Origin of the sequence: Methylocystis echinoides, from assembly GCF_040687965.1 — a bacterium.
Lineage (GTDB): Bacteria > Pseudomonadota > Alphaproteobacteria > Rhizobiales > Beijerinckiaceae > Methylocystis > Methylocystis echinoides_A.
The window spans coordinates 119554-137305 of the sequence record NZ_CP156085.1 but is presented as its reverse complement, the minus strand read 5'-3'; the positions used below and the strand labels follow the sequence as shown (position 1 = coordinate 137305).

The following is a 17752-nucleotide window of genomic DNA, read 5'->3' as shown; positions in this document are numbered from 1 at the left end:
TTTTAGTGTGGACCGTGAGCTGCGTGCGATAGTCGCCTGCACAACGTCGATCGTCAGGCCGTCGCCACCATGTCGACCGCCCGCGCTTAGCGCAGAGAGGTTCCAAAGACCGCGTGCCTATCTCGCATGAAGAAAATTTCCTTCGCGAGGGCGAGCCAATCAACAAGAGCGACCCATTTGTCACCTTAGCCCATGGCATCAGGAGGTCGCGATGGACCAGCCGCTAGGAATTCTCGGAACACCCGACGTGGGATTTTTTGCTCTTCTTGTCATTGGCGGTTTAGCGGGCTGGGTAGCGGGGATGGTTACGGGGGTGCGTCACTGGCTACCGACGAACGTCCTTGTGGGGGTCGCAGGATCGTGGATCGGATCGCAGCTCGCAGACCTTTTGGGCATAGTGGTGCGGGGGTCGCTTGGGCATTTCATTGCAGCCCTCGTGGGCTCAATTTTGATTATCACTGTGTGGCAGCGATTCAATCCCGAGGGAAGACAAGGGTATTCGGATAGGTATCCCTGATTTGATATAGTGGCGCTACCGGGGACAGATCCCAAGAATCGTGGAATCGTCGGCCAAATTGTCCAGGAACGAGTTCGCTGTCCCTGAAGTTGATGTCCGTGGCCAAGTAAAATCGAGCTTTGCGCAAGGCCGATTGCCCCTGCGTACAGAGGAGGCTCAAATGGGGATTCTGGATTTTCTAACAGGCAGGGGTAAAGCCGCTCCCGCTCCGGCAGGCGCCGTCAAACCCCCGGTTACTGCTGAAGGCCTAAAGAAGGAAATCGCCAAGCTTGGTCTCGACGCTCCAGGATCGATATTAAAGTCGACGGCGACAAGGTAACGCTCGGCGGTAGCGCCTTCACCGCGGCAGATGTGGATAAGATTGCTCTCGCCGTCGCCACCGCCCAGGGGGTGGCTAGGGTCGAGAACAACATTGTCTCTGTAAACCCCAACGCGGAACCCAAATTCTATACCGTGCAACGCGGTGATACGCTCTGGAAGATCGCCGAATTGCATTATGGCCACGGCAAGGGTGCTAGATACGAAGAGATATTCGAGGCGAATAAGTCGCTGCTGAAGGACCCCGATAAAATTTATCCGGGCCAAAAACTCCGCATCCCTGCGCTCTAGGACGTTATATTACTTTTAAACGGCGCGGGTTTAGAAGGGCTTATGGTCGCTTTGCCGCTGTAGCTGACGCTGCCCAATGCCACGCGGCGGCGGCACCCGCTTGAAGGCATTTCAACCGCCTACACTACGAGATCCGCTACCGCATCGAGTGAGACGCTATGCCTAATGATCCAGCGCTCGTTTGCAAATGTAAGCAGTCTCACCGCTAGCTGCGACCGGCGTGTGTCCGATGCACTTGCTCAGATCTCGGGCCCGTCTTTCGGCGAGCCGACCCCAGGAACCAACGGCGGCCATCTCAACAGTCGCCCCTCGAGGTCGATGGCGGAGAGCGGCCCGACGGGCCAAGGGCAAGCGCGACTCGAAGCTTCTGTGAGCGAGGACCTAATACATTTCCTTTCTGGCCGACAACCATTCATACGAGGCGTGGCTTCCTGAACGATCTCCCACTCGCCGTCGTTTGCACAGTTTTCACAGCATTTTTCAAATACCTCTATCACGGGCGTCATAGGCTTCCGGCTAACACAAAGGGCGTCTTACCGGGCCGCTGCTATCGGAGGAAGGGAACTCCAATGCATTTAGCTTTCTTTCCGGGACCGCCGGCATTATCGCAGTTTCTTGGCTCGACCCTATCAGCTTTTCTCTGGAGCTCAAGTTCCTTTGTCCGTTCTCTGCCTCGTCGTGGAATAGATGTCCCAAGCGGCGATGAACATCGCCGCGATCACCGGCCCCATGACAAAGCCGTTGAGACCGAACATCTGAATGCCGCCTAACGTAGAGATCAGCACAACGTAGTTAGGCATCTTGGTGTCTTTTCCCACCAAGATCGGACGCAGAACGTTGTCCGCCAGACCGATCACGAACGCGCCGTAAACAATTAGAGCGATGCCCTGCCAAATTGCGCCCGAAACCAGGAAATAGATCGCAACCGGACCCCATACCAAGGCGGCGCCTATCGCTGGGACTAGAGATAGAATCGCCATCAATGCTGCCCATAACAGTGGGGCGCTGACTCCAAGGATCCAGAAAATGAGGCCGCCTAGCGCACCTTGCAGGACCGCCACGAGCAGATCCCCTTTTACTGTAGCGCGAATGACAACAGCGAATTTGCGGAGGAGTGCGTCCTTCTGCTCAGCGCGGAGCGGGATCGCATCCCTGAGTTCGTAAGCGAGCGCCTCCTCGTCACGTAGCAGGAAGAACAACAGGTAGAGCATTACGCAAAGATTTACGATTAGGCTCACCGCGCCCTGCCCAATTCCCAGCGCCTTTGTCGCGAAAAACTGGCTTCCCTTGATAACTTCCTCGGACAATTTTTCCTGTGCTTCCCCAAGGCTGGTGAGGCCAAAGCGTCGCATGAGATCAGCGGCCCATGTGGGCAAGGCGTCGAAGCCTTGCCGAAAAAGGCGAACGAGGTCTAGATCTCCCGATTGAAGCTGTTCATAGGCGCCGGACGCCTCCTGAGCCATTGCCGCTGCAATCAATGTCAATGGCAGGATAACGACCAATACAATGATCATTACCGTCACGATGGCGGCAAGGTTGCGTCTTGGCTGCATTGAACTCAACAGGCGGCGATACAGGGGCGCGAACACAATTGCCGTCACGGTGCCCCAGAGAACGGCCCCGTAGAAGGGCCAAAGTATCCAAGCGAAGGAGACCGATACTGCCAAGATCAGTGCCAGGAAGGCTGTGTCTTCAATGTCGCGCATTCACATGTTCCAACTGTTTGCCCTTGCCAAGGGTTTGATGATAATCAAGCCGCATGTGGGTGGTCAGCGCCGACACGGGTCCATCTGCAAGTTAGTGAATAGTAGCAGTAGGCGGTAGGGGTTCGGACATTCTAGCGGCTCCACTATTCGCGTAGGCTCGGCAGTGCATTCGACGGCAATGGGCTTTCGAGGCAGGCCTCGCCTTGAGCTAATTTTCTCGGTCGTAGAAGCGCTTGCCAGATTGCGACGTGCGGCATGGACGATGGTCGAGCTAGGCGCTCCTTCGCTGAGCAGTACCTCAACCGAGTCTGGATTACGTCGTCGAGGGCCAAGGTTGGTTCGTCCATGATGATGATGTCGGACGGCCTCATAAGCACCTGCGCGAAGCCGAGCTGCTGCTGCTCGCCGCCGGAGAGCACAACCGACCAGCTCTGCTCCTCGTCCAGCCGTGAAACGAAATGAGCCAGGCCACAAGCGGCGAGGATCCTTTCGATATGCGCGGGTCGGGTGGGTTGGCGTCGTGGGGATATTCGAGCGCTTTGCGTAGCGTGCCCCGCGGAATGTATGGCTGCTGTGGCATATCGGCGATGCGTGCATCCCTTGCCCGGGGAATGCTGCCGCTGCCCCAGGGCGGTCGAACGGAAGCAGCGCGGTGCGCTGTCCAGGTTTTGCCTTGGCCTGTGGGCATGCCCATTCGATTGAGCGACGCGGCGATATGCTCGTCCAACCAGCGACCGGAGCCATATTTCGGATGATCGCCAAAGCCTCCTCTGTCGTCGCGCAACCATGCTCGCCAGCCCGTGATTTACGACCGCGTAGTTTGGAATGCTGACCGCCACGCCAATGAATCGTCAGCACGACCTCGCGCGCGTGGTCGTCGACATCGACGATATGTCGGCGATCAATGTCCGCAGCAGTTGTTTAGGGCGTATCGTTACGTTCGGCGCATGCCATGCTGCCGACAGATTATCCGCCAAGTTCGTAAAGGCGCTCGGGTCGACCTCGAGGGCTGGCTCGGACAGCCGCATCGACCGCGGACCGCCGAAGGTCATGCCCGTGGCAACCCCATCATAAGGTTCTCATCGACTCGACGGCGATCAAGGCGCATCGCTCTGCAAGTGGCGGCAAAGGGGGGAGCGCGCCCAGGCGATCGGCCGATCGAGAGGCGGACGCGCGCTGACAGAAGCCGCCGACCCGTCGCCTTCATGCTGACCGGCGGCCAGGTTGCGGATTGCATGACCGGCGTGGAGCTTCTGGCAAAGATGCCCGCCTGCGATACTCTGCACGGCGACAAGGGCTACGACAGCAACGCCCTTCGCCACCAGATTGAGGCTGGCGGGGCCATGCCGAACATCCCGCCCAACGCCAATCGCAAGTGGAAGAACTGCTTCTCGCCGTTCCTCTATCGCAACCGCAACACCATCGAGTGCATGTTCTGTCGACTGAAGGACTTCAGGCCCGTCGCAACGCGGGATGACCGCAGCGCTGTAAACTTACATAACACCCTCAGATGTCTAACCGTCTTCCGAAGTCGTAGGCGTGACCGGCCCGAACTCAGCGTTGCTGTAAAAATAGGTGAACATCAGCCCGAGCATGGCAAGTGAGGCGAATAGTCCGGAAAAACCTCCGATCCACAGGCCCGACGACTCGCCAATCTCGCGGGTGACGTCGTGGCCGGCCATACCTCCCAGTAAGGATACGAAGAGGGCATTTATATGCACGATGCGGGGAAACTTATCCGCGAGTTCATCGGGAACCGTGCCGCTAGGAAAAAACTTCAGCGCCACGACGCGCGCTTGTCCAATGACGATGACCGACAGCAACCCCGCGACCACACCAATCAAGAGGCCGCTATTGAAAAAGTTACCCAAAACGCTTCCCACAACAGCACCGACGCATAGGCCCAAACCAAGCAAAAGCATGACATAAATCGAGGTGAGACCTCCGCTCCGATCGACGGCCATCCGATTCATTCCCGCGTTTAAGGAGCCTTCCCCCAGGTAGCCCGGACGTAAAATTAGATCAGCCCACGAACGAACTCTGTCAAGGTGGCAAGCAGTCAGGTATTTCCTCAGGGGCCCGGAGTTTGACGCCGTTGCAGCGGTGCTGGCGCAGCAGCGTTAGTTAAAGCTTGGGGCCCCGCGATGACTCCAAAGATGATATTCGGGACAGATGAACTTCCTGCGCCTCTGGGGGAATACGAGCAGTCGGCCCCTGCGATGCGGCTCGACCTCATGCACGGTGTGTTATAGGGGTGGCGCTCGAGCTAATGCTGGCGAGGCTCGGTTTGCGCCTGGGCGGAGCGGGCGCCCCTGTTGAGACACGGTAGCGACGGCGCAGTCAAAGGCGGTTTAACTGTGGACCGACAAAGGCGTAGCTGCGTCCTGTGAGGATCGACCAAGAACACATGCTCAATGCATGTTGCTTAATGCTAACTAAGGGGGGGCGCCTGATGATAAAAGGCGGTAATACGCTTGAGATACAAGCCTCTAGACGCTACCTACGAGGCAGAACAGCTGACTGAGTAAAGGAGAAGAACGCTTTAAAGCCGAACGGGCCGTCGCTGTCTCGACAGCGCTCGCTTGTCTGCGAGACCGGGCCTTTCACTATGCCTGTTGATAGGCGCCAGTCCTGGTCGCTATCAGGTAAAGTCTTTGTCCAACGTCCCCAATTCAAGGTTCGGCCTTGCAGCTACCGCCTCGCCAAAGAAGAACGGCTTTATCGCTGCTCTTCGGCCTCGCCACAGTCGGAATGGCTGTCATGGCCTCGATATACGCAGAGACCCGAAAGCGGGACGCCGCCTCATGGGTGCGCCATACAATCACGGTAGAAAGTAGCCTTCATCAGTTCGCCGCAACGTTGCGAAGGGTTCAAAGCGGCGAGCGTGGCTACCTGCTAACGCAGGAGGAACAGTATCTCGAGCCCTATGAAGCGGTCGCCCCGCAAGTTCAGATACAGATAGACAAGCTGCGCGATCTCTTGGCGGACGCCGAAGCCCAGCAGCAGGCCATGGATCGTTTAGTTCCGCTCGTAAATGAGAGACTTCAGCTCCTTAAATGGCGGACGCAAGCAGTCAGAGAGGGTCGTAGTGCAGAAGCGCTCGCGTCCTTTAAGACCGGGCATGGGAGGGACCTGACGGATCAAGCCTTCAAAATCCTGGATAGCATTTTGCGCGAGGAGGATGCGCTTTATCAGAAAAGACAGCAAGCTTATTACGCCGCTTCAGAGTGGCTGAGCGTAATTTTTGGGTTCCTATTTCTCTCGTTAGCCGCATCTGCTTTATTTATCGTTCTTTCATCAGAGCGCCACCTCTATGAGCTCGAAGCTGCAAACCGGAAATTGCAGGCTGCCAATCAGAAAATACAGATGGCTTACGACGAGGTCATTGAACAGGCCCGGCAGCGAGTGAAAGTTGAATCCCAGTTGCGCCAGTCCCAAAAACTGGAGGCTCTAGGTCAGTTAGCGGGCGGCATTGCCCATGATTTCAATAATCTTCTATCGGTCATCTTGGCAAGTCTCAATATCGTGCGACGCAAGCTGAGGAGTGGAAGTCACGAGATCGACGGACTGATCGACTCGGCGGAGGAAGGAGTGAACAAGGCCGCTCGACTCGTGCGCAGACTACTTGCCTTTTCGCGGGAGCAGCCACTCGATCCCAAAGTCGTGAACCCGAACGAGCTCATCAGAGGAATGTCTGACATCCTGCGGAGAACTCTCGGCTCCGACGTTGAATTGGAGAAGCAGCTGGCGGATGGGCTGTGGGAGACGTGCATTGACTCGCATGAGCTCGAAAACGCCCTACTCAACCTTGTCGTCAACGCGCGCGACGCAATGCCGGGAGGCGGCCGTCTCGTCATCGCCACGGAGAATATTTCCATTGACGAAAATTACGCCGCGCAGAACCCTGGCTTGAAGCCGGGCGAATTTGTAAAGGTGTCGGTCTCAGACACTGGCGAAGGTATGCCGGCTGAGGTTGTGGCGCGGGCATTTGACCCGTTTTTTACCACAAAACCAGTCGGAAAAGGGACAGGTCTGGGGCTTTCCCAGGTCCACGGCTTTGTCAGACAATCCAACGGCGCCGTCAAAGTCTATTCCGAGCTCGGCCATGGAACGAGCGTTGCTATGTTGTTTCCGCGGTTTTTGGGCAGCTTCGCGTCGTCGGTCTCTCGCGAAAACCCCGACCTGCCGTTCGGTCATCCGGAGGAGATTCTGCTTATTGTCGATGACGATCCGACCGCGCGGCGGCTCACAGTAATGGCGGCCAAGGAACTCGGCTACAATGTCTTGGAGGCTGACGGCGGCAAGGCGGCGATTGAGATTTTGAAGGGGCAGCCGGAGATCAAGCTGCTGGTCACGGATGTCGTCATGCCGGAGATGGACGGGGCCCAGCTAACCAGGGAAGCCGTCTTCCGCCGGCACGACCTTCGGGTTTTATACATGACTGGCTTTCCGCGCGCCTTTCTCGTCAGGCACAACATACAGACCGAGAACGTTCTGACTAAACCCTTTACTCTGCGACAATTTGCAGAGGCCGTGCGTGTGGCTTTGGGGCGCCCGCCGATGTCTCCGCCCTGATCGAACGCCCTTTGGATACGAGGCCCTCGGCAGCCCGACTGAACATGAAAAACGCGCCAAGAGTGAGTGCAGGCGACATCTGGGCCTTCGGCGATACGAAGTTGTGTGCTTGTTCTTCCGCAGCACCTGATGACCTTCCCCCCTGAAATGCCCTCGTTCATAACCAGACTCTGTTCCGTGTCTTGTCCTTTTGCGCCCTCGCGGCAAAGGCTTCGGGCGTAAGGCTGTGAGTGCCGGACGTAAACTCCCCAAATGTTTCGATTGAAAATTCCCCAGTTTTCGTGGCGCCCGGCCTTCCAGGGCATGCCCTGGAAGGCCGGGTGGCGCGCCGACTCACCGACGCTGCTCCCGTTGGCGGGAGGGAGGGCGCCGTGATCAAACTCGGGGAAATTGTCATGATCCTGGAATTGCATCGTCAGCGTGTCTCTGTGTCCGCTATCGCGCGCCAGCTCGGAATCGACAGGAAGACGGTCCGCAAGCACATCGCTTCGGGGCTGGCGGCGCCCTGCTACAAGGCCCGGCCGCCGCGCGAACGCGCGATCGCTACCTTCGAACCCTATCTACGGGAGCGCCTCGCCGCCTTTCCGGCGCTGAGCGGCCGCCGGTTGTGGCGAGAGATCAAGGGCCGCGGATATGCCGGCGGCTACACTGCAGTCACCGACTTCCTGCGCGAACTTCGGCCGCCGCGCCCGAAAGGCTTCGAGGTGCGCTTCGAGACGCCGCCCGGCGAACAGGCTCAGGTCGACTTCGCCCGCTTCGATGTCGAGTTCCTCGATGAGCCCGGCGTCAAGCGGATCGTCTGGCTCTTTTCCATGGTCCTGGGCCATTCCCGCTTCATCTGGGCGCGCTTCGTCCTGCACCAGGATATGCAGAGCGTCCTGCGCTGCCACATGGCCGCCTTCGAGGCGCTCGGCGGCGTTCCGGGCGAGATCCTTTACGATCGCATGAAGACCGCCGTCATCGGGGAAGACCCGGACGGCCTCGTCGTCTACAATCGCGCGCTGCTCGATCTGGCGCGCCATTACGGCTTTCAGCCGCGCGCCTGCAAGCCCTACCGCGCCAAGACGAAGGGCAAGGTGGAGCGGCCCTTTCGCTACATCCGGGAAGATTTTTTCCTGGGCGCCGCCTTCCGCAATCTCGACGATCTGAACGCCCAGCTTCGGACCTGGCTGGATACCGTAGCCAATCCGCGGGTCCACGCCACGACCAGGCGCGTCGTCAATGAGGCTTTCGCCGAGGAAAAGGCGTCGCTCCAGCCACTGCCGTCCACGCCCTATCAGGCGGTGCTGCGGTTAGAGCGGCGCGCGTCCCACGAAGGCATGGTGAGCGTGGGTGGCAATCTCTACAGCGTGCCGGACACGACGCGCCGACGCGTCCTCGATGTCCATGTCTTCGCCGACGCCATCCGCATCTTCGAAGATGGCGCATTGATCGCCGCCCATGCGCCGCTCGAGGGACGTGGCGAAAAACCTCTCGATCCGGCTCATCGCAAAATGCCGTCGCTAGCGCCACGCCGCCGACCACCCGACGCATCGCCGCCCCTCGTGCTGCGCGCCGGCGATCATGCCGCAAGGCGCCCGTTAGCCTTTTACGACGCGGTCGGCCGTCGCCTGGCCATGCAGGGAGGCTCGCGATGAGCGCTATGCCCTCCGCCGTCATCGACCGCGTCAAACGGAATCTCGTCGGCCTGAGAATGCCGCGCGCCCTCGAAATCCTCGACGTCACCCTGCGCGGCATCGAGCGAGGCGAGACTACAGCGCTGGACGCGCTCGACATTCTGCTCACCGAGGAGCTTACCCTGCGCGAGAACCGCCGGGTCCGGATGGCGCTTCAGATGGCGCACCTGTCCGCCGTCAAGACGCTCGCCGGCTTCGACTTTGCCTTCCAGCCTTCGCTCGACAAGAGCCGCGTCATGGCGCTGGCTGAATTGCAGTTCATCGACCGCGCCGAAGCTGTCCATCTCATTGGACCGCCCGGCACGGGGAAAACCCATCTCAGCCTGGCGCTCGGGGTCGAAGCGGTCAAAGCCGGTCGCAGCGTCTACTTCGCCTCGCTTGCCGACATCATCGCGACGCTGGCCAGGGCCGAACGCGAAGGGACGCTGCGGGAGAAGATCCGTTACTTCTGCCGCTTCTCGCTGCTGATCGTGGACGAGATCGGCTATCTGCCCGTCACGCCGGGTGGCGGCAATCTCTTCTTCCAGCTCGTCAACGCCCGTTATGAAAAGGGCGCGATGATCCTCACCTCGAACCGCGGCTTTGCCGAATGGGGGGAGATCTTCGGCGATCCCGTCGTCGCCACGGCGCTGCTCGACCGCCTCCTGCACCACGCCGTCGTCTTCCAGATCGAAGGCTCGAGCTATCGCCTGCGCGAGCACGCCGACCTCTTGCCCGAACATGTTCGGACGAAAGCAAGCATCCAACCCGCGCCAATCCCGCCGACCCTGCGTCGTCGTGGGCGCCCGCCCAAAAACGGAGGCGCCGATCAAGACATCGGCTGATCGCCCTGCCCGCCAGACCGGGGAATTTTACTTCGGCGCTTCTGGGGAATTTAAAATCGGCATTTACAGTAAGGCCGCCGAGGCTGGTGTGAGGCGGTTAGCGTTATAGTGGATCCGCCAAGCTTCGATGATCCGTTTGGCGGCCGGCAAGTTCCTGAACATGTGCTCGTTGAGACATTCGTCGCGGAAGCGGCCGTTCAGGCTCTCAACGAAAGCATTCTGGGTTGGCTTGCCCGGCGCAATGTAACGCCATTCGACGGCGTTGTCCTCCTGCCAGCGCAGGATTGCGTGCGAGGTCAGTTCCGTTCCGTTTTCGCTGACAATCATAAGCGTTTTGCCGCGCCCGGTGATCAGCGCGTCCAGCTTTCGCGCAACGCGGCGGCCGCCGATCGACGTGTCGACGACAAGCGCCAGGCACTCCCGGGTGAAATCGTCGACCACGACGAGCACGCGAAAGCGACGGCCGTTGCTGAGCGGGTCCGACACAAAGTCGAGGCTCCATCATTGATTGCTCTGCTGAGGAACCGTCATTGGCGCCCGCGTGCCGATCAACCGCTTGGCGTCGGAAAGGCCGCCATATTTCGAGCGCTAGGCCTAAAACGTCGCGTCGCTGATCCCGTGCTGCGATAAATCTCCGCCACCGCGGTCCCAGCCTGATGCTCCTTCAGAGTCCCGGTGATCTGCTCTTCGGAAAAACGGTCCTTCTTCATCTCTTACTCTTCGCTTTGAATTCCAGTTCAAATCGAGGGCGTTGAGGGGGCAAGGTCACTGACACTCCGCCGGGCCCGTCGGGTTCCCTGAGCCTCACATCTGCGCCGCCGCCGTTCTCCGGGATGAATTCGACGCCACCGTTTCCAGGGCCGAACGGATTGCGCCCAGCGAAGCAGCGTTGCCGGCACATTTGCATGGTTTTAATATTGTGTTGTTCCGCGGATGTCTTGGCGAGATCAACCGAGGACCAGTTTAGGGCCACACGAGCCATCCTTACTTGTGCAGGCTTCACGCTTCGTGTGATGGGCCGCCTCTACAAGTGCAAGGGTCACAACCTGCTTCTTGAGTAACCGCCGCTTCCCGGCCAACTAAAGCATCCAATGCTGGGGAAAACCGCCACCGTCGTATCTTGGCCAGCAACAGAGTTGGCGAGGAGATTTTATCGTGCCAACGAACCGCTCTACAGTGTGTCTACGTGGTTAGGGTGCGCCCAAGAGCGCCGCGCTGGCTCGCTCGCCCTCAGGCACCCGGCTTGGATGATCACATCGGAGGTTTCGTCCTGGGCATCCAAGTCAGAGGCCCCTCGGGTCGGCATACCCCTGCGAGTAATAGGACCGGTCTTGCGCCCCCGATTTCCACCCTCGCCCCTTCTGCGGGGGCGGCGAGCTCCTAATTGAAGTGGCGAGGATCGTTCTGCGCCTCGGCGGAGCGGGCGCTACGCAGAATTTCCAGCTTGCGCGGCGCGTCAAAGAAAGCGCGAACTTCTGGCGGCACTTCCGCGAGTTTTTCGCTGAGCAGCGAAATGGCGAGCGCGACGCTTTCCTCTATGTTCAGCCCGGGCCGGTTAAACCAGTCTGCGTCCAGACAGGCTGAAAGCTGATCGAGTTCGTCCCGCTCAGCGACGCCGTCTTCCAACAGAGTTTTTTCTGATTCTACGCCGAGCGCTCTGGCAAGGGCGTCAAGCGGCGACTCGCCCTTGCGCCAGCCCCCAACGTGGTAGGCCAAAATGGCGTGCTTGGAACTGCGCCATTCTCGGTCGTTGCGACCCCAGTAAGATCTAAACACGGCTCATCCCACACGCCGTCATCACGCGGTTTTGTCGTGGCGTCGACCGCCCGTGTTCAGCCCGTCAGGGCTGGCCCAAGCCCGGCAGCGGGGGCAAGGATTCGATGTGCTGGCCGAGACCCGTGTAGCTTTGATTGCCGACCTGGGTAACGCCGGCGTTGTTCGACTGCGAGCTGCCGGCTTTGCCGATGGAGACCTGCTGCACGCCGACAAAATTGGTCAGGCTGTTCTGCGCGACGTCGAGATCGTTGTGCTGGCCGAACTGCACGCCCGCGACGGCGCTCAGCAGCGGGTTGTTGATGTTGACGCCGATAAAGCTCGGACTGACGCTGATGAAGCTTCCGAGCGCTTGCGCCTGCGCCTGAGCGCCGCTAATGCAGACCAGAACTGGGATAAGCCAATATTTCATTTGTCGGCTCCGATCTTGAGAGGCGCTTGTCAACAAGGGACGCTAAGGCCCCGAGATAAGATCGCGGCCGAGGGTCGGCCGCGATCTCTCTAAACCACCCGGCTTAGAGCAAGGCTCACGGAGCGCCGAAGTTCAGCGGAACCTGAGCCTGGATCACGGTCGCCTTGTTGATGGCCGCGCCACCCTTCGAGGTGTCGCCGATCGACTGCCCGAGCTCCAACTTCTGCGAAACGTCGCCGTTGGCGTTGACCGGAACCTGCGCCTGCAGGACGAACGCCTTGTTGAGAGCGAAGCCGCCCTTGGAGGTGTCGCCGATCGTTTGGTTGAGCTTCAGCGACTGGGCGATATCGAGGCCGCCAGCCAGGGCGTAGGTGGTGGAAAGGGCCAGAGCGGCCGAAACGAGAAGCAGCTTCTTCATATCTATTCTCCGAAAGTGAAGCGTTGATTTGAGCTTCGAAAACTGTCTATCTTCGAGAGCTGCATTTGGAATAGGCGCCAGTTTGGTTATCGACGCTGTCCAAATGGGTGAAAGGCCTGGTAGCTGGGAGTTTGCTAACCTCAACTTTTTTGATTCGCCACGCGAGCTATCGACCGCCAGTCACGTCGGGCGAGATGGCGCGTGACCTGTTGATCGCCTCCGTCGAGCGCTGGTTCGACGAACTGAAGTCCGAAACTGAGCCAAACCGTCGATCGGCAGCACTAGAGCGGATTCGGCTTAAACCGGCTCATCGACATAGGCCTGAAAGCATAGGCCGTTGATCGGGCGGTCGAGAACCATCGGCGCCGTCATGCCGGTCAGGCGTAGACCGGCGACGAAGGTCGTCGTCTTCCAATGACCGTGTGGAACGCCGGCGCGCAGACGCTCTCCTTTGAGACGCGCGCCCGTTTTTGCGCGCCATATTGGTCGTGGTCCAGGTCTCGTCGATGAAGACGAGCTTTTCGGGATCGAGATTAAGCTGACTGTCAAACCAAGCCATCGCGCCGTTCCTTTATGTCCGCCCAGTCCTGCTCGCTCGCATGGGCGGTCTTTTTTTGTAGGTCAGACCGCAGCGGTCGAGAAAACCCCACAACGTCGCTCGGCAGGCCTTTATCCCGCGCTCGGCGAGGAGCCGCTCCAACAGCTCGCTGATGGTCAGGTCCGGCGTCGTCTCGATCAGAGAAAGCAGGAATCGCGGTGCGGGTCGAGCTTGCAGCGCCGCGGTTGTGCTTGTTTGCGCGCCCCGCGCTCGCCGGTCTGACGGGCGCGGCGCACCCAGACAATTGCCGTCGCGTCGCCGACCTCGAAACGCGCCGCAGCCTGACGCGCCGAAAGGCCCTTCAATGCGGCGTCAATCACCCGGTCACGCAAATCCTGGCTGTAGGCCCGAGCCATCTTGCTCCTCCGTCATGCGCATGACGTAAGGAATCAGCCTCTCCCCGATTCGGGAATCCCCTCCTGAATCGGAAAATCATGAACCCGCTCTAAACGCCGTCGACACCGTCAAAAGGGCGTGCGCACCCGGCCGCCCCCTGCTCAGGTTTTCCGAAATGGACTCAGAAGGCTATGTCGCCGATCTGAGGGGAGCGCTTTTAAATTAGGCTATGAGGAGTTCGAGTCGGCTTCTCGCCCGCCGCTTATCATCGAGGAGCGCCAGAAGCACTCAACATGTGGATGTGAAACCGTAGACGCTTTATCCCCTAGTTCATTTCGACCCAGTGTGCAGGAATACCGCGGCCTCTCGCTCGCCCTAGCGGAGTTGGCCGCACCGAAGGGGGTTCTGCGGCGCCTTCGCACAGGTCAGAAAGCCCCAGGGGAAAAAGCGGCGCTAAGCTTTCGCACGGTTCGCTCGCTTTTCTGTCCGACCGCCAGCTGGGGTAGCGGCTGGACCAATCCTCCTGCCAATGCGGCACATTCGTGCGGCGAACGCTGGCATCGACTGGCGCGCGTTTCCCTACTGAGCGAATTAGGGAAGAAAACAGGATCCCGGTTGACAGGCCGCTTCCCTGTTAGACCGTGGAATTGCAATTCCCTTTTGCTGCGACTTCGCCGAGCGGGTCTCTCAGCTGCGATCAAGGCGCTGGATGCTCTGCAGGGACACGCGAATCGGCTCGTGATCTCACCGGCCCTTACCTCGAGCTACGCCACGACTGCCCGATGCCTGCGCAACCACTTAGGCCGACCGCCTGCATGTTTGGGAACATTACGCCTAGGCGACGATTGGTTAGGCAATCTTGATTTGTTGGAGACGGCGCCATAGCGATGCGCGGCGTTTAAGGTTACAACCTTGCCCTAGAGGAAGGCCGCCCCATACTACCACAAAGAGCGTAGGCGCGCATAACCCGTTGGGGTTTCAGCAAAAACAGCTCAGGCCGCACAGGCGGCGCAGAGAGGCAATGTACGCCGAGGACGAGTGGCGGAAGGATCTTACGGACCACCTGGAAAGCAGGGCGGCGGAGTTGCGGGCGAAAAAGCAGCGCGATGGCGGGACACTGAGTGACGAAGATGAGATAAGATTGCAGGTTATCGAAAGGCTACTTGCGCGTTTTTCACAGCAAAACAACGCCCCAACGCCAAGTCGCACTCGACATTGAGGTGGGGGGCGGCGCCGGCCGTCGGGCTGCCCGCTGTGGCCCTAAAGCGGAGTTCAGTCGGTGGCGGGAGGAAGTCGTGCGCGAGCGGCGCAAACTCCGCCGGGCCGCTCTCTTTTCGGAAGGCGGGGAGCAATGGCTCCTCGAGCAGCCCTTGCTGCGGTTCTTTGATGGTCAGGGATGACCCAGCGGCAGAGGCGACAGGGTTTCTATGTGCTGGCGAGGGCCAGTGTAAGTTTGATTTCCTGATTGTCCGACCGTGGCCGTGTTGGAAAGCGAGCTTCCAGGTTTCCCGATCGCAACTTGAACGCCGACGGAGTTAGCGTGGCTATCGTGCTGGGCGTCGAGCTTAGATCCCAGCCGTGGCGCTCAGCAGCGGATTGTTAGTGTTGACGGCAATGAAGCTTGGTTTGACGCTGAGGAAGTTCTGCGCCTGCGCTTCCCGCGGTGACTGTTTCTAGTTGATGCTGGCGTTTAGGATTGCAGGGTTGGAAACGCGGGCTCGCCGACTCGCGGCGGCAACAGACTTATTGCGCGCGATCTCCCCTTGAAGGCCTCTCAGGGTCAACCGTGTGCTTCTCTGGTTCCAAATAACAGGAGCTCGTGAAGCTCCGTAAGGTCAATCGGCTTGACAAAATGGCGATCGAATCCCGCTTCGACCCCTCTCTTGCGATCTTCGCTCCGGCCCCACCCGCTCAGCGCCGCCAGGACCAAGTTCTTCCCATCGGGCAGTCGACGGATGCGACGCGCCGTTTCATAACCATCGATTCCCGGCATGCCGATGTCGATAAGCGCAAGCTCGGGCCAGAATTGGGAAAGCAAATTCAAAGCTTCGGCGCCGCTGGTTGCGGTCTTCACCACGACACCCAAGTCCTTCAAAATCATTGCCAAGGATTCCGCCACGGTCGAATCGTCGTCCACAACCATCACTCTCTTCAAAAGGAATTCTTTCGACTTTAGCGTGTCTAATTGAACCTTACGCCGTAGCAGGGGAGCCATCAAAGGCAGCCGTACGATGAATTCACTTCCCCGCCCCACCCCTTCGCTATGCGCTTCGATATCTCCGCCATGCAACTCGCAGAGGCGTCGGGCCAGGTTGAGACCGAGCCCAATGCCTCCCTGAGAGCGGACCAGGGTGCGATCAACCTGCGTGAAAAGGTCAAAGATGCGGGACAACATGTCCGCGGGGATTCCCGCGCCTGTGTCCTTGATTCGAACAGAACATGCGCTTTGGGTACGCTGCGTCGAAACGACGATATCGCCCCCTAAAGGCGTGTACTTCACGGCGTTGTTTAAGATGTTTGTGAAGATTTGCGTAAGCCGCACCGGGTCTCCGTCGACCATCAGCGGCTCGTCGGGGAGCGCGAGACTGATCTTGTGGCGGAGGGATTCAGCCATCGCGTGGCTCGCATCGACTGATTGCCGAAGAACCTCCGCGAGATCTACCGGCTGCTTCTTGAGTTGGATTTTCCCCGAGGTGATGCGCGAGACCTCCAAGAGGTCATCGACGAGCCGGACGAGGTGGCCGACCTGATTTTCCGCCATGGCCAGAAGCTTAGGCGTCTGCGCTGTATTACTGCCGCTGCCGCCCGCCGATTTCTTGAGCAAGTAGACAGCATTGGCGATGGCGGCGAGCGGGTTGCGCAGTTCATGCGCAAGGGTCGCGAGGAATTCGTCTTTGCGGCGATCAGCGTCGCGCAGCGCGTCCTCGGTCTGCTTGCGGTCGCTGATGTCGCGGGAAACCGACAAGATCCGGACAACGTCCCCGTCGCCCCCGCGCACAGGCGTCATGATGACGTCCCACCATTTCTGCGTTCCCTTGAGGGTCGTGTGCAACTCCTCAAAACGGAGGGAGCGTCCAGCCTTCGCCTGCGCCAGAACGTCGCCGGCTTCATTCGTCGCAAATCGCGGCCAAATGGAGCGCCAATCCTGGCCGTAGAGCGAGGCAGCATCGTCGATCTCTAGGAGCCGGCGGCCCGCCTCGTTGATCATCAGCAGGCGGCCGTCTAGATCAAGCACCTTAATGCAATCAGGACTACAGTCGATGATCGTCCGGTTGAACTCTTCCGTTTCCCTCAGCGCTCGTTCTGCTTGGTTTCGTTGGGTGACGTCAACGAAGGCGGCGACGCCGCCCCTGACGGCGCCGCTTGCGTCAAACAGTGGCGCGGCGTTGCCGATGGCTTCGATGTGACGACCGTCTGGGAGCCGGAAGTCAATATAGGCGTCATGCACGGGCCTCCCGCTCGCCATGGCTTTCTGGATGGGTGATTTCTCAGGTTGGTGTTCCGCTCCGTCTTGCTTGAGTTGTCGCCGGTCAGGCGGTTGTCCAGTCGCAGCAACATTTTCAGAAACGCTTACGGCCGGCGGCGCCTCCAGCGCCCCAGTCAAAATCTGGTTAGCTGCTCGATTGCCGCGGATAACGCCGCTCTCGACTTCCCCCAACCAGATGAACGCTGGCAATGCGTCCAGAAGCGCCTCGCGCTCTTCAGCGCGCCGTCGGAGTTCTTCTTCGCGGCGGCACCGCTCAATAAAGCCTGATGCTTGGAGGACGTAAAGGTCAAGGCATTCCAAATCTATCTGGGTGGGACGGTGGGGCCCTTTAAAATGCGCTGAGATCATCCCGAGCACTTCTGCCGTCCGACCCATGAGCGGCGTCGACAGGACGGCGCGGAACCCCGCCTGTCGCGCAATGGCCCGGTAGGGGGCAAACAGAGGGTCAAGCTCAACGTCCTCAATGACGACACGTTGCCCCAACTTAAGCGCCCGCCCGCAGGCGGAGCCGTCATCAACGCAAACCTCTCTGAAGAAGTCCAGAAAATCTGGGTTAAACCCGCGTTGCGCGGCGATTGTCAGTTTTCCTGTGGCGCAGTCGACGAGCTGCACGTTGCCTAAGCGAGCCCCGAGTAGCTCGATCGTCGCGACGAGCATCTCTTCCAATCCTGCTCGCAGGCTGTTTGTCCGCCAAAGACGCGAACTGGCGTCATTGAGTCGCCTGAGCGCCTCCGACTCTAAGAAGAGGTCAGCTTCGCAGCGCTCGCAGTCTTGGGATTTCTGAATCTCGTCCACGGAATTTGGCCTTCCTCAGGCCGGCG

Annotated in this window: 13 protein-coding genes and 3 pseudogenes; 6 read left to right on the top strand and 10 right to left on the bottom strand. The window is 59.5% G+C overall.

What is annotated here, in order from left to right:
- Nucleotides 1-211: 211 nt before the first annotated feature.
- On the top strand, nt 212-517 hold the full coding sequence (locus tag RVU70_RS19290) for a GlsB/YeaQ/YmgE family stress response membrane protein (protein ID WP_363351883.1): 306 nt from the start codon (nt 212-214) through the stop codon (nt 515-517).
- Nucleotides 518-805: 288 nt separating this feature from the next.
- Nucleotides 806-1126 carry a LysM peptidoglycan-binding domain-containing protein gene (locus tag RVU70_RS19285; RefSeq protein WP_363351903.1) on the top strand — a complete coding sequence of 107 codons (321 nt, stop codon included), beginning with the start codon at nt 806-808 and terminating at the stop codon, nt 1124-1126.
- A gap of 647 nt (nt 1127-1773) precedes the next feature.
- On the opposite strand, the gene RVU70_RS19280 is transcribed toward RVU70_RS19285, so the two are convergent.
- The 3 genes and pseudogenes from RVU70_RS19280 to RVU70_RS21615 form a co-directional block, all read right to left on the bottom strand.
- Nucleotides 1774-2832 carry an AI-2E family transporter gene (locus RVU70_RS19280; protein WP_363351882.1) on the bottom strand — a complete coding sequence of 353 codons (1059 nt, stop codon included), beginning with the start codon at nt 2830-2832 and terminating at the stop codon, nt 1774-1776.
- A 143-nt stretch (nt 2833-2975) separates the two neighbouring features.
- On the bottom strand, nt 2976-3299 hold the full coding sequence (locus tag RVU70_RS21620) for an ATP-binding cassette domain-containing protein (protein WP_405044892.1): 324 nt from the start codon (nt 3297-3299) through the stop codon (nt 2976-2978).
- Nucleotides 3300-3466: 167 nt separating this feature from the next.
- A pseudogene (locus RVU70_RS21615) lies at nt 3467-3839 on the bottom strand (serine recombinase); the annotation flags it as partial.
- Nucleotides 3840-3895: 56 nt separating this feature from the next.
- Between RVU70_RS21615 and RVU70_RS19270 the strand changes: the two are divergent.
- Nucleotides 3896-4325, top strand: a pseudogene (locus RVU70_RS19270) (IS5 family transposase); the annotation flags it as partial.
- Between the two features lie 21 nt (nt 4326-4346).
- On the opposite strand, the gene RVU70_RS19265 reads toward RVU70_RS19270, so the two are convergent.
- Nucleotides 4347-4796: a hypothetical protein gene (locus tag RVU70_RS19265; RefSeq protein WP_363351631.1), complete on the bottom strand. Its 450-nt coding sequence runs from the start codon at nt 4794-4796 to the stop codon at nt 4347-4349.
- A gap of 796 nt (nt 4797-5592) precedes the next feature.
- Between RVU70_RS19265 and RVU70_RS19260 the strand changes: the two genes are divergently transcribed.
- The 3 genes from RVU70_RS19260 to istB all read left to right on the top strand — a co-directional run bounded on the left by RVU70_RS19260 (nt 5593) and on the right by istB (nt 9907).
- Nucleotides 5593-7407, top strand: coding sequence for a CHASE3 domain-containing protein (locus RVU70_RS19260; RefSeq protein WP_363351881.1), 1815 nt, complete (start codon nt 5593-5595; stop codon nt 7405-7407).
- 371 nt (nt 7408-7778) lie between these two features.
- Nucleotides 7779-9044, top strand: coding sequence for an IS21 family transposase (istA, locus tag RVU70_RS19255; RefSeq protein ID WP_363351880.1), 1266 nt, complete (start codon nt 7779-7781; stop codon nt 9042-9044).
- The gene (gene istB / locus RVU70_RS19250) at nt 9041-9907 is read left to right on the top strand and encodes an IS21-like element helper ATPase IstB (RefSeq protein WP_363351879.1); all 867 of its coding nucleotides are present in this window, start codon (nt 9041-9043) and stop codon (nt 9905-9907) included. The genes istA and istB overlap by 4 nt, the downstream gene beginning before the upstream one ends.
- Before the next feature lie 67 nt (nt 9908-9974).
- On the opposite strand, the pseudogene RVU70_RS19245 reads toward istB, so the two are convergent.
- The 6 genes and pseudogenes from RVU70_RS19245 to RVU70_RS19220 form a co-directional block, all read right to left on the bottom strand.
- Nucleotides 9975-10465 (bottom strand): annotated as a pseudogene (locus RVU70_RS19245) (integrase core domain-containing protein); the annotation flags it as partial.
- 822 nt (nt 10466-11287) lie between these two features.
- Entirely contained in the window at nt 11288-11533 is a 246-nt protein-coding gene (locus tag RVU70_RS19240) for a hypothetical protein (protein WP_363346363.1), read from the bottom strand.
- A gap of 214 nt (nt 11534-11747) precedes the next feature.
- On the bottom strand, nt 11748-12092 hold the full coding sequence (locus RVU70_RS19235; RefSeq protein ID WP_363351877.1) for a hypothetical protein: 345 nt from the start codon (nt 12090-12092) through the stop codon (nt 11748-11750).
- Nucleotides 12093-12207: 115 nt separating this feature from the next.
- A complete protein-coding gene (locus tag RVU70_RS19230; RefSeq protein ID WP_363351874.1) occupies nt 12208-12510 on the bottom strand; it encodes a hypothetical protein in 303 nt (100 codons plus the stop codon).
- Nucleotides 12511-13245: 735 nt separating this feature from the next.
- Nucleotides 13246-13464: an IS630 transposase-related protein gene (locus RVU70_RS19225; RefSeq protein WP_363351872.1), complete on the bottom strand. Its 219-nt coding sequence runs from the start codon at nt 13462-13464 to the stop codon at nt 13246-13248.
- A gap of 1760 nt (nt 13465-15224) precedes the next feature.
- Nucleotides 15225-17726, bottom strand: a complete 2502-nt coding sequence (locus tag RVU70_RS19220) for an ATP-binding protein (RefSeq protein WP_363351870.1) — start codon at nt 17724-17726, stop codon at nt 15225-15227.
- Nucleotides 17727-17752 lie beyond the last annotated feature (26 nt).

What these genes read in the sequence shown, in the direction of transcription:
- RVU70_RS19290 (WP_363351883.1), top strand. Translation starts at nt 212, where the DNA reads ATGGACCAGCCGCTAGGAATTCTCGGAACACCCGACGTGGGATTTTTT.
- RVU70_RS19280 (WP_363351882.1), bottom strand. Translation starts at nt 2,832, where the DNA reads ATGCGCGACATTGAAGACACAGCCTTCCTGGCACTGATCTTGGCAGTA.
- RVU70_RS19265 (WP_363351631.1), bottom strand. Translation starts at nt 4,796, where the DNA reads ATGGCCGTCGATCGGAGCGGAGGTCTCACCTCGATTTATGTCATGCTT.
- istB (WP_363351879.1), top strand. Translation starts at nt 9,041, where the DNA reads ATGAGCGCTATGCCCTCCGCCGTCATCGACCGCGTCAAACGGAATCTC.
- RVU70_RS19235 (WP_363351877.1), bottom strand. Translation starts at nt 12,092, where the DNA reads ATGAAATATTGGCTTATCCCAGTTCTGGTCTGCATTAGCGGCGCTCAG.
- RVU70_RS19225 (WP_363351872.1), bottom strand. Translation starts at nt 13,464, where the DNA reads ATGGCTCGGGCCTACAGCCAGGATTTGCGTGACCGGGTGATTGACGCC.
- RVU70_RS19230 (WP_363351874.1), bottom strand. Translation starts at nt 12,510, where the DNA reads ATGAAGAAGCTGCTTCTCGTTTCGGCCGCTCTGGCCCTTTCCACCACC.
- RVU70_RS19260 (WP_363351881.1), top strand. Translation starts at nt 5,593, where the DNA reads ATGGCCTCGATATACGCAGAGACCCGAAAGCGGGACGCCGCCTCATGG.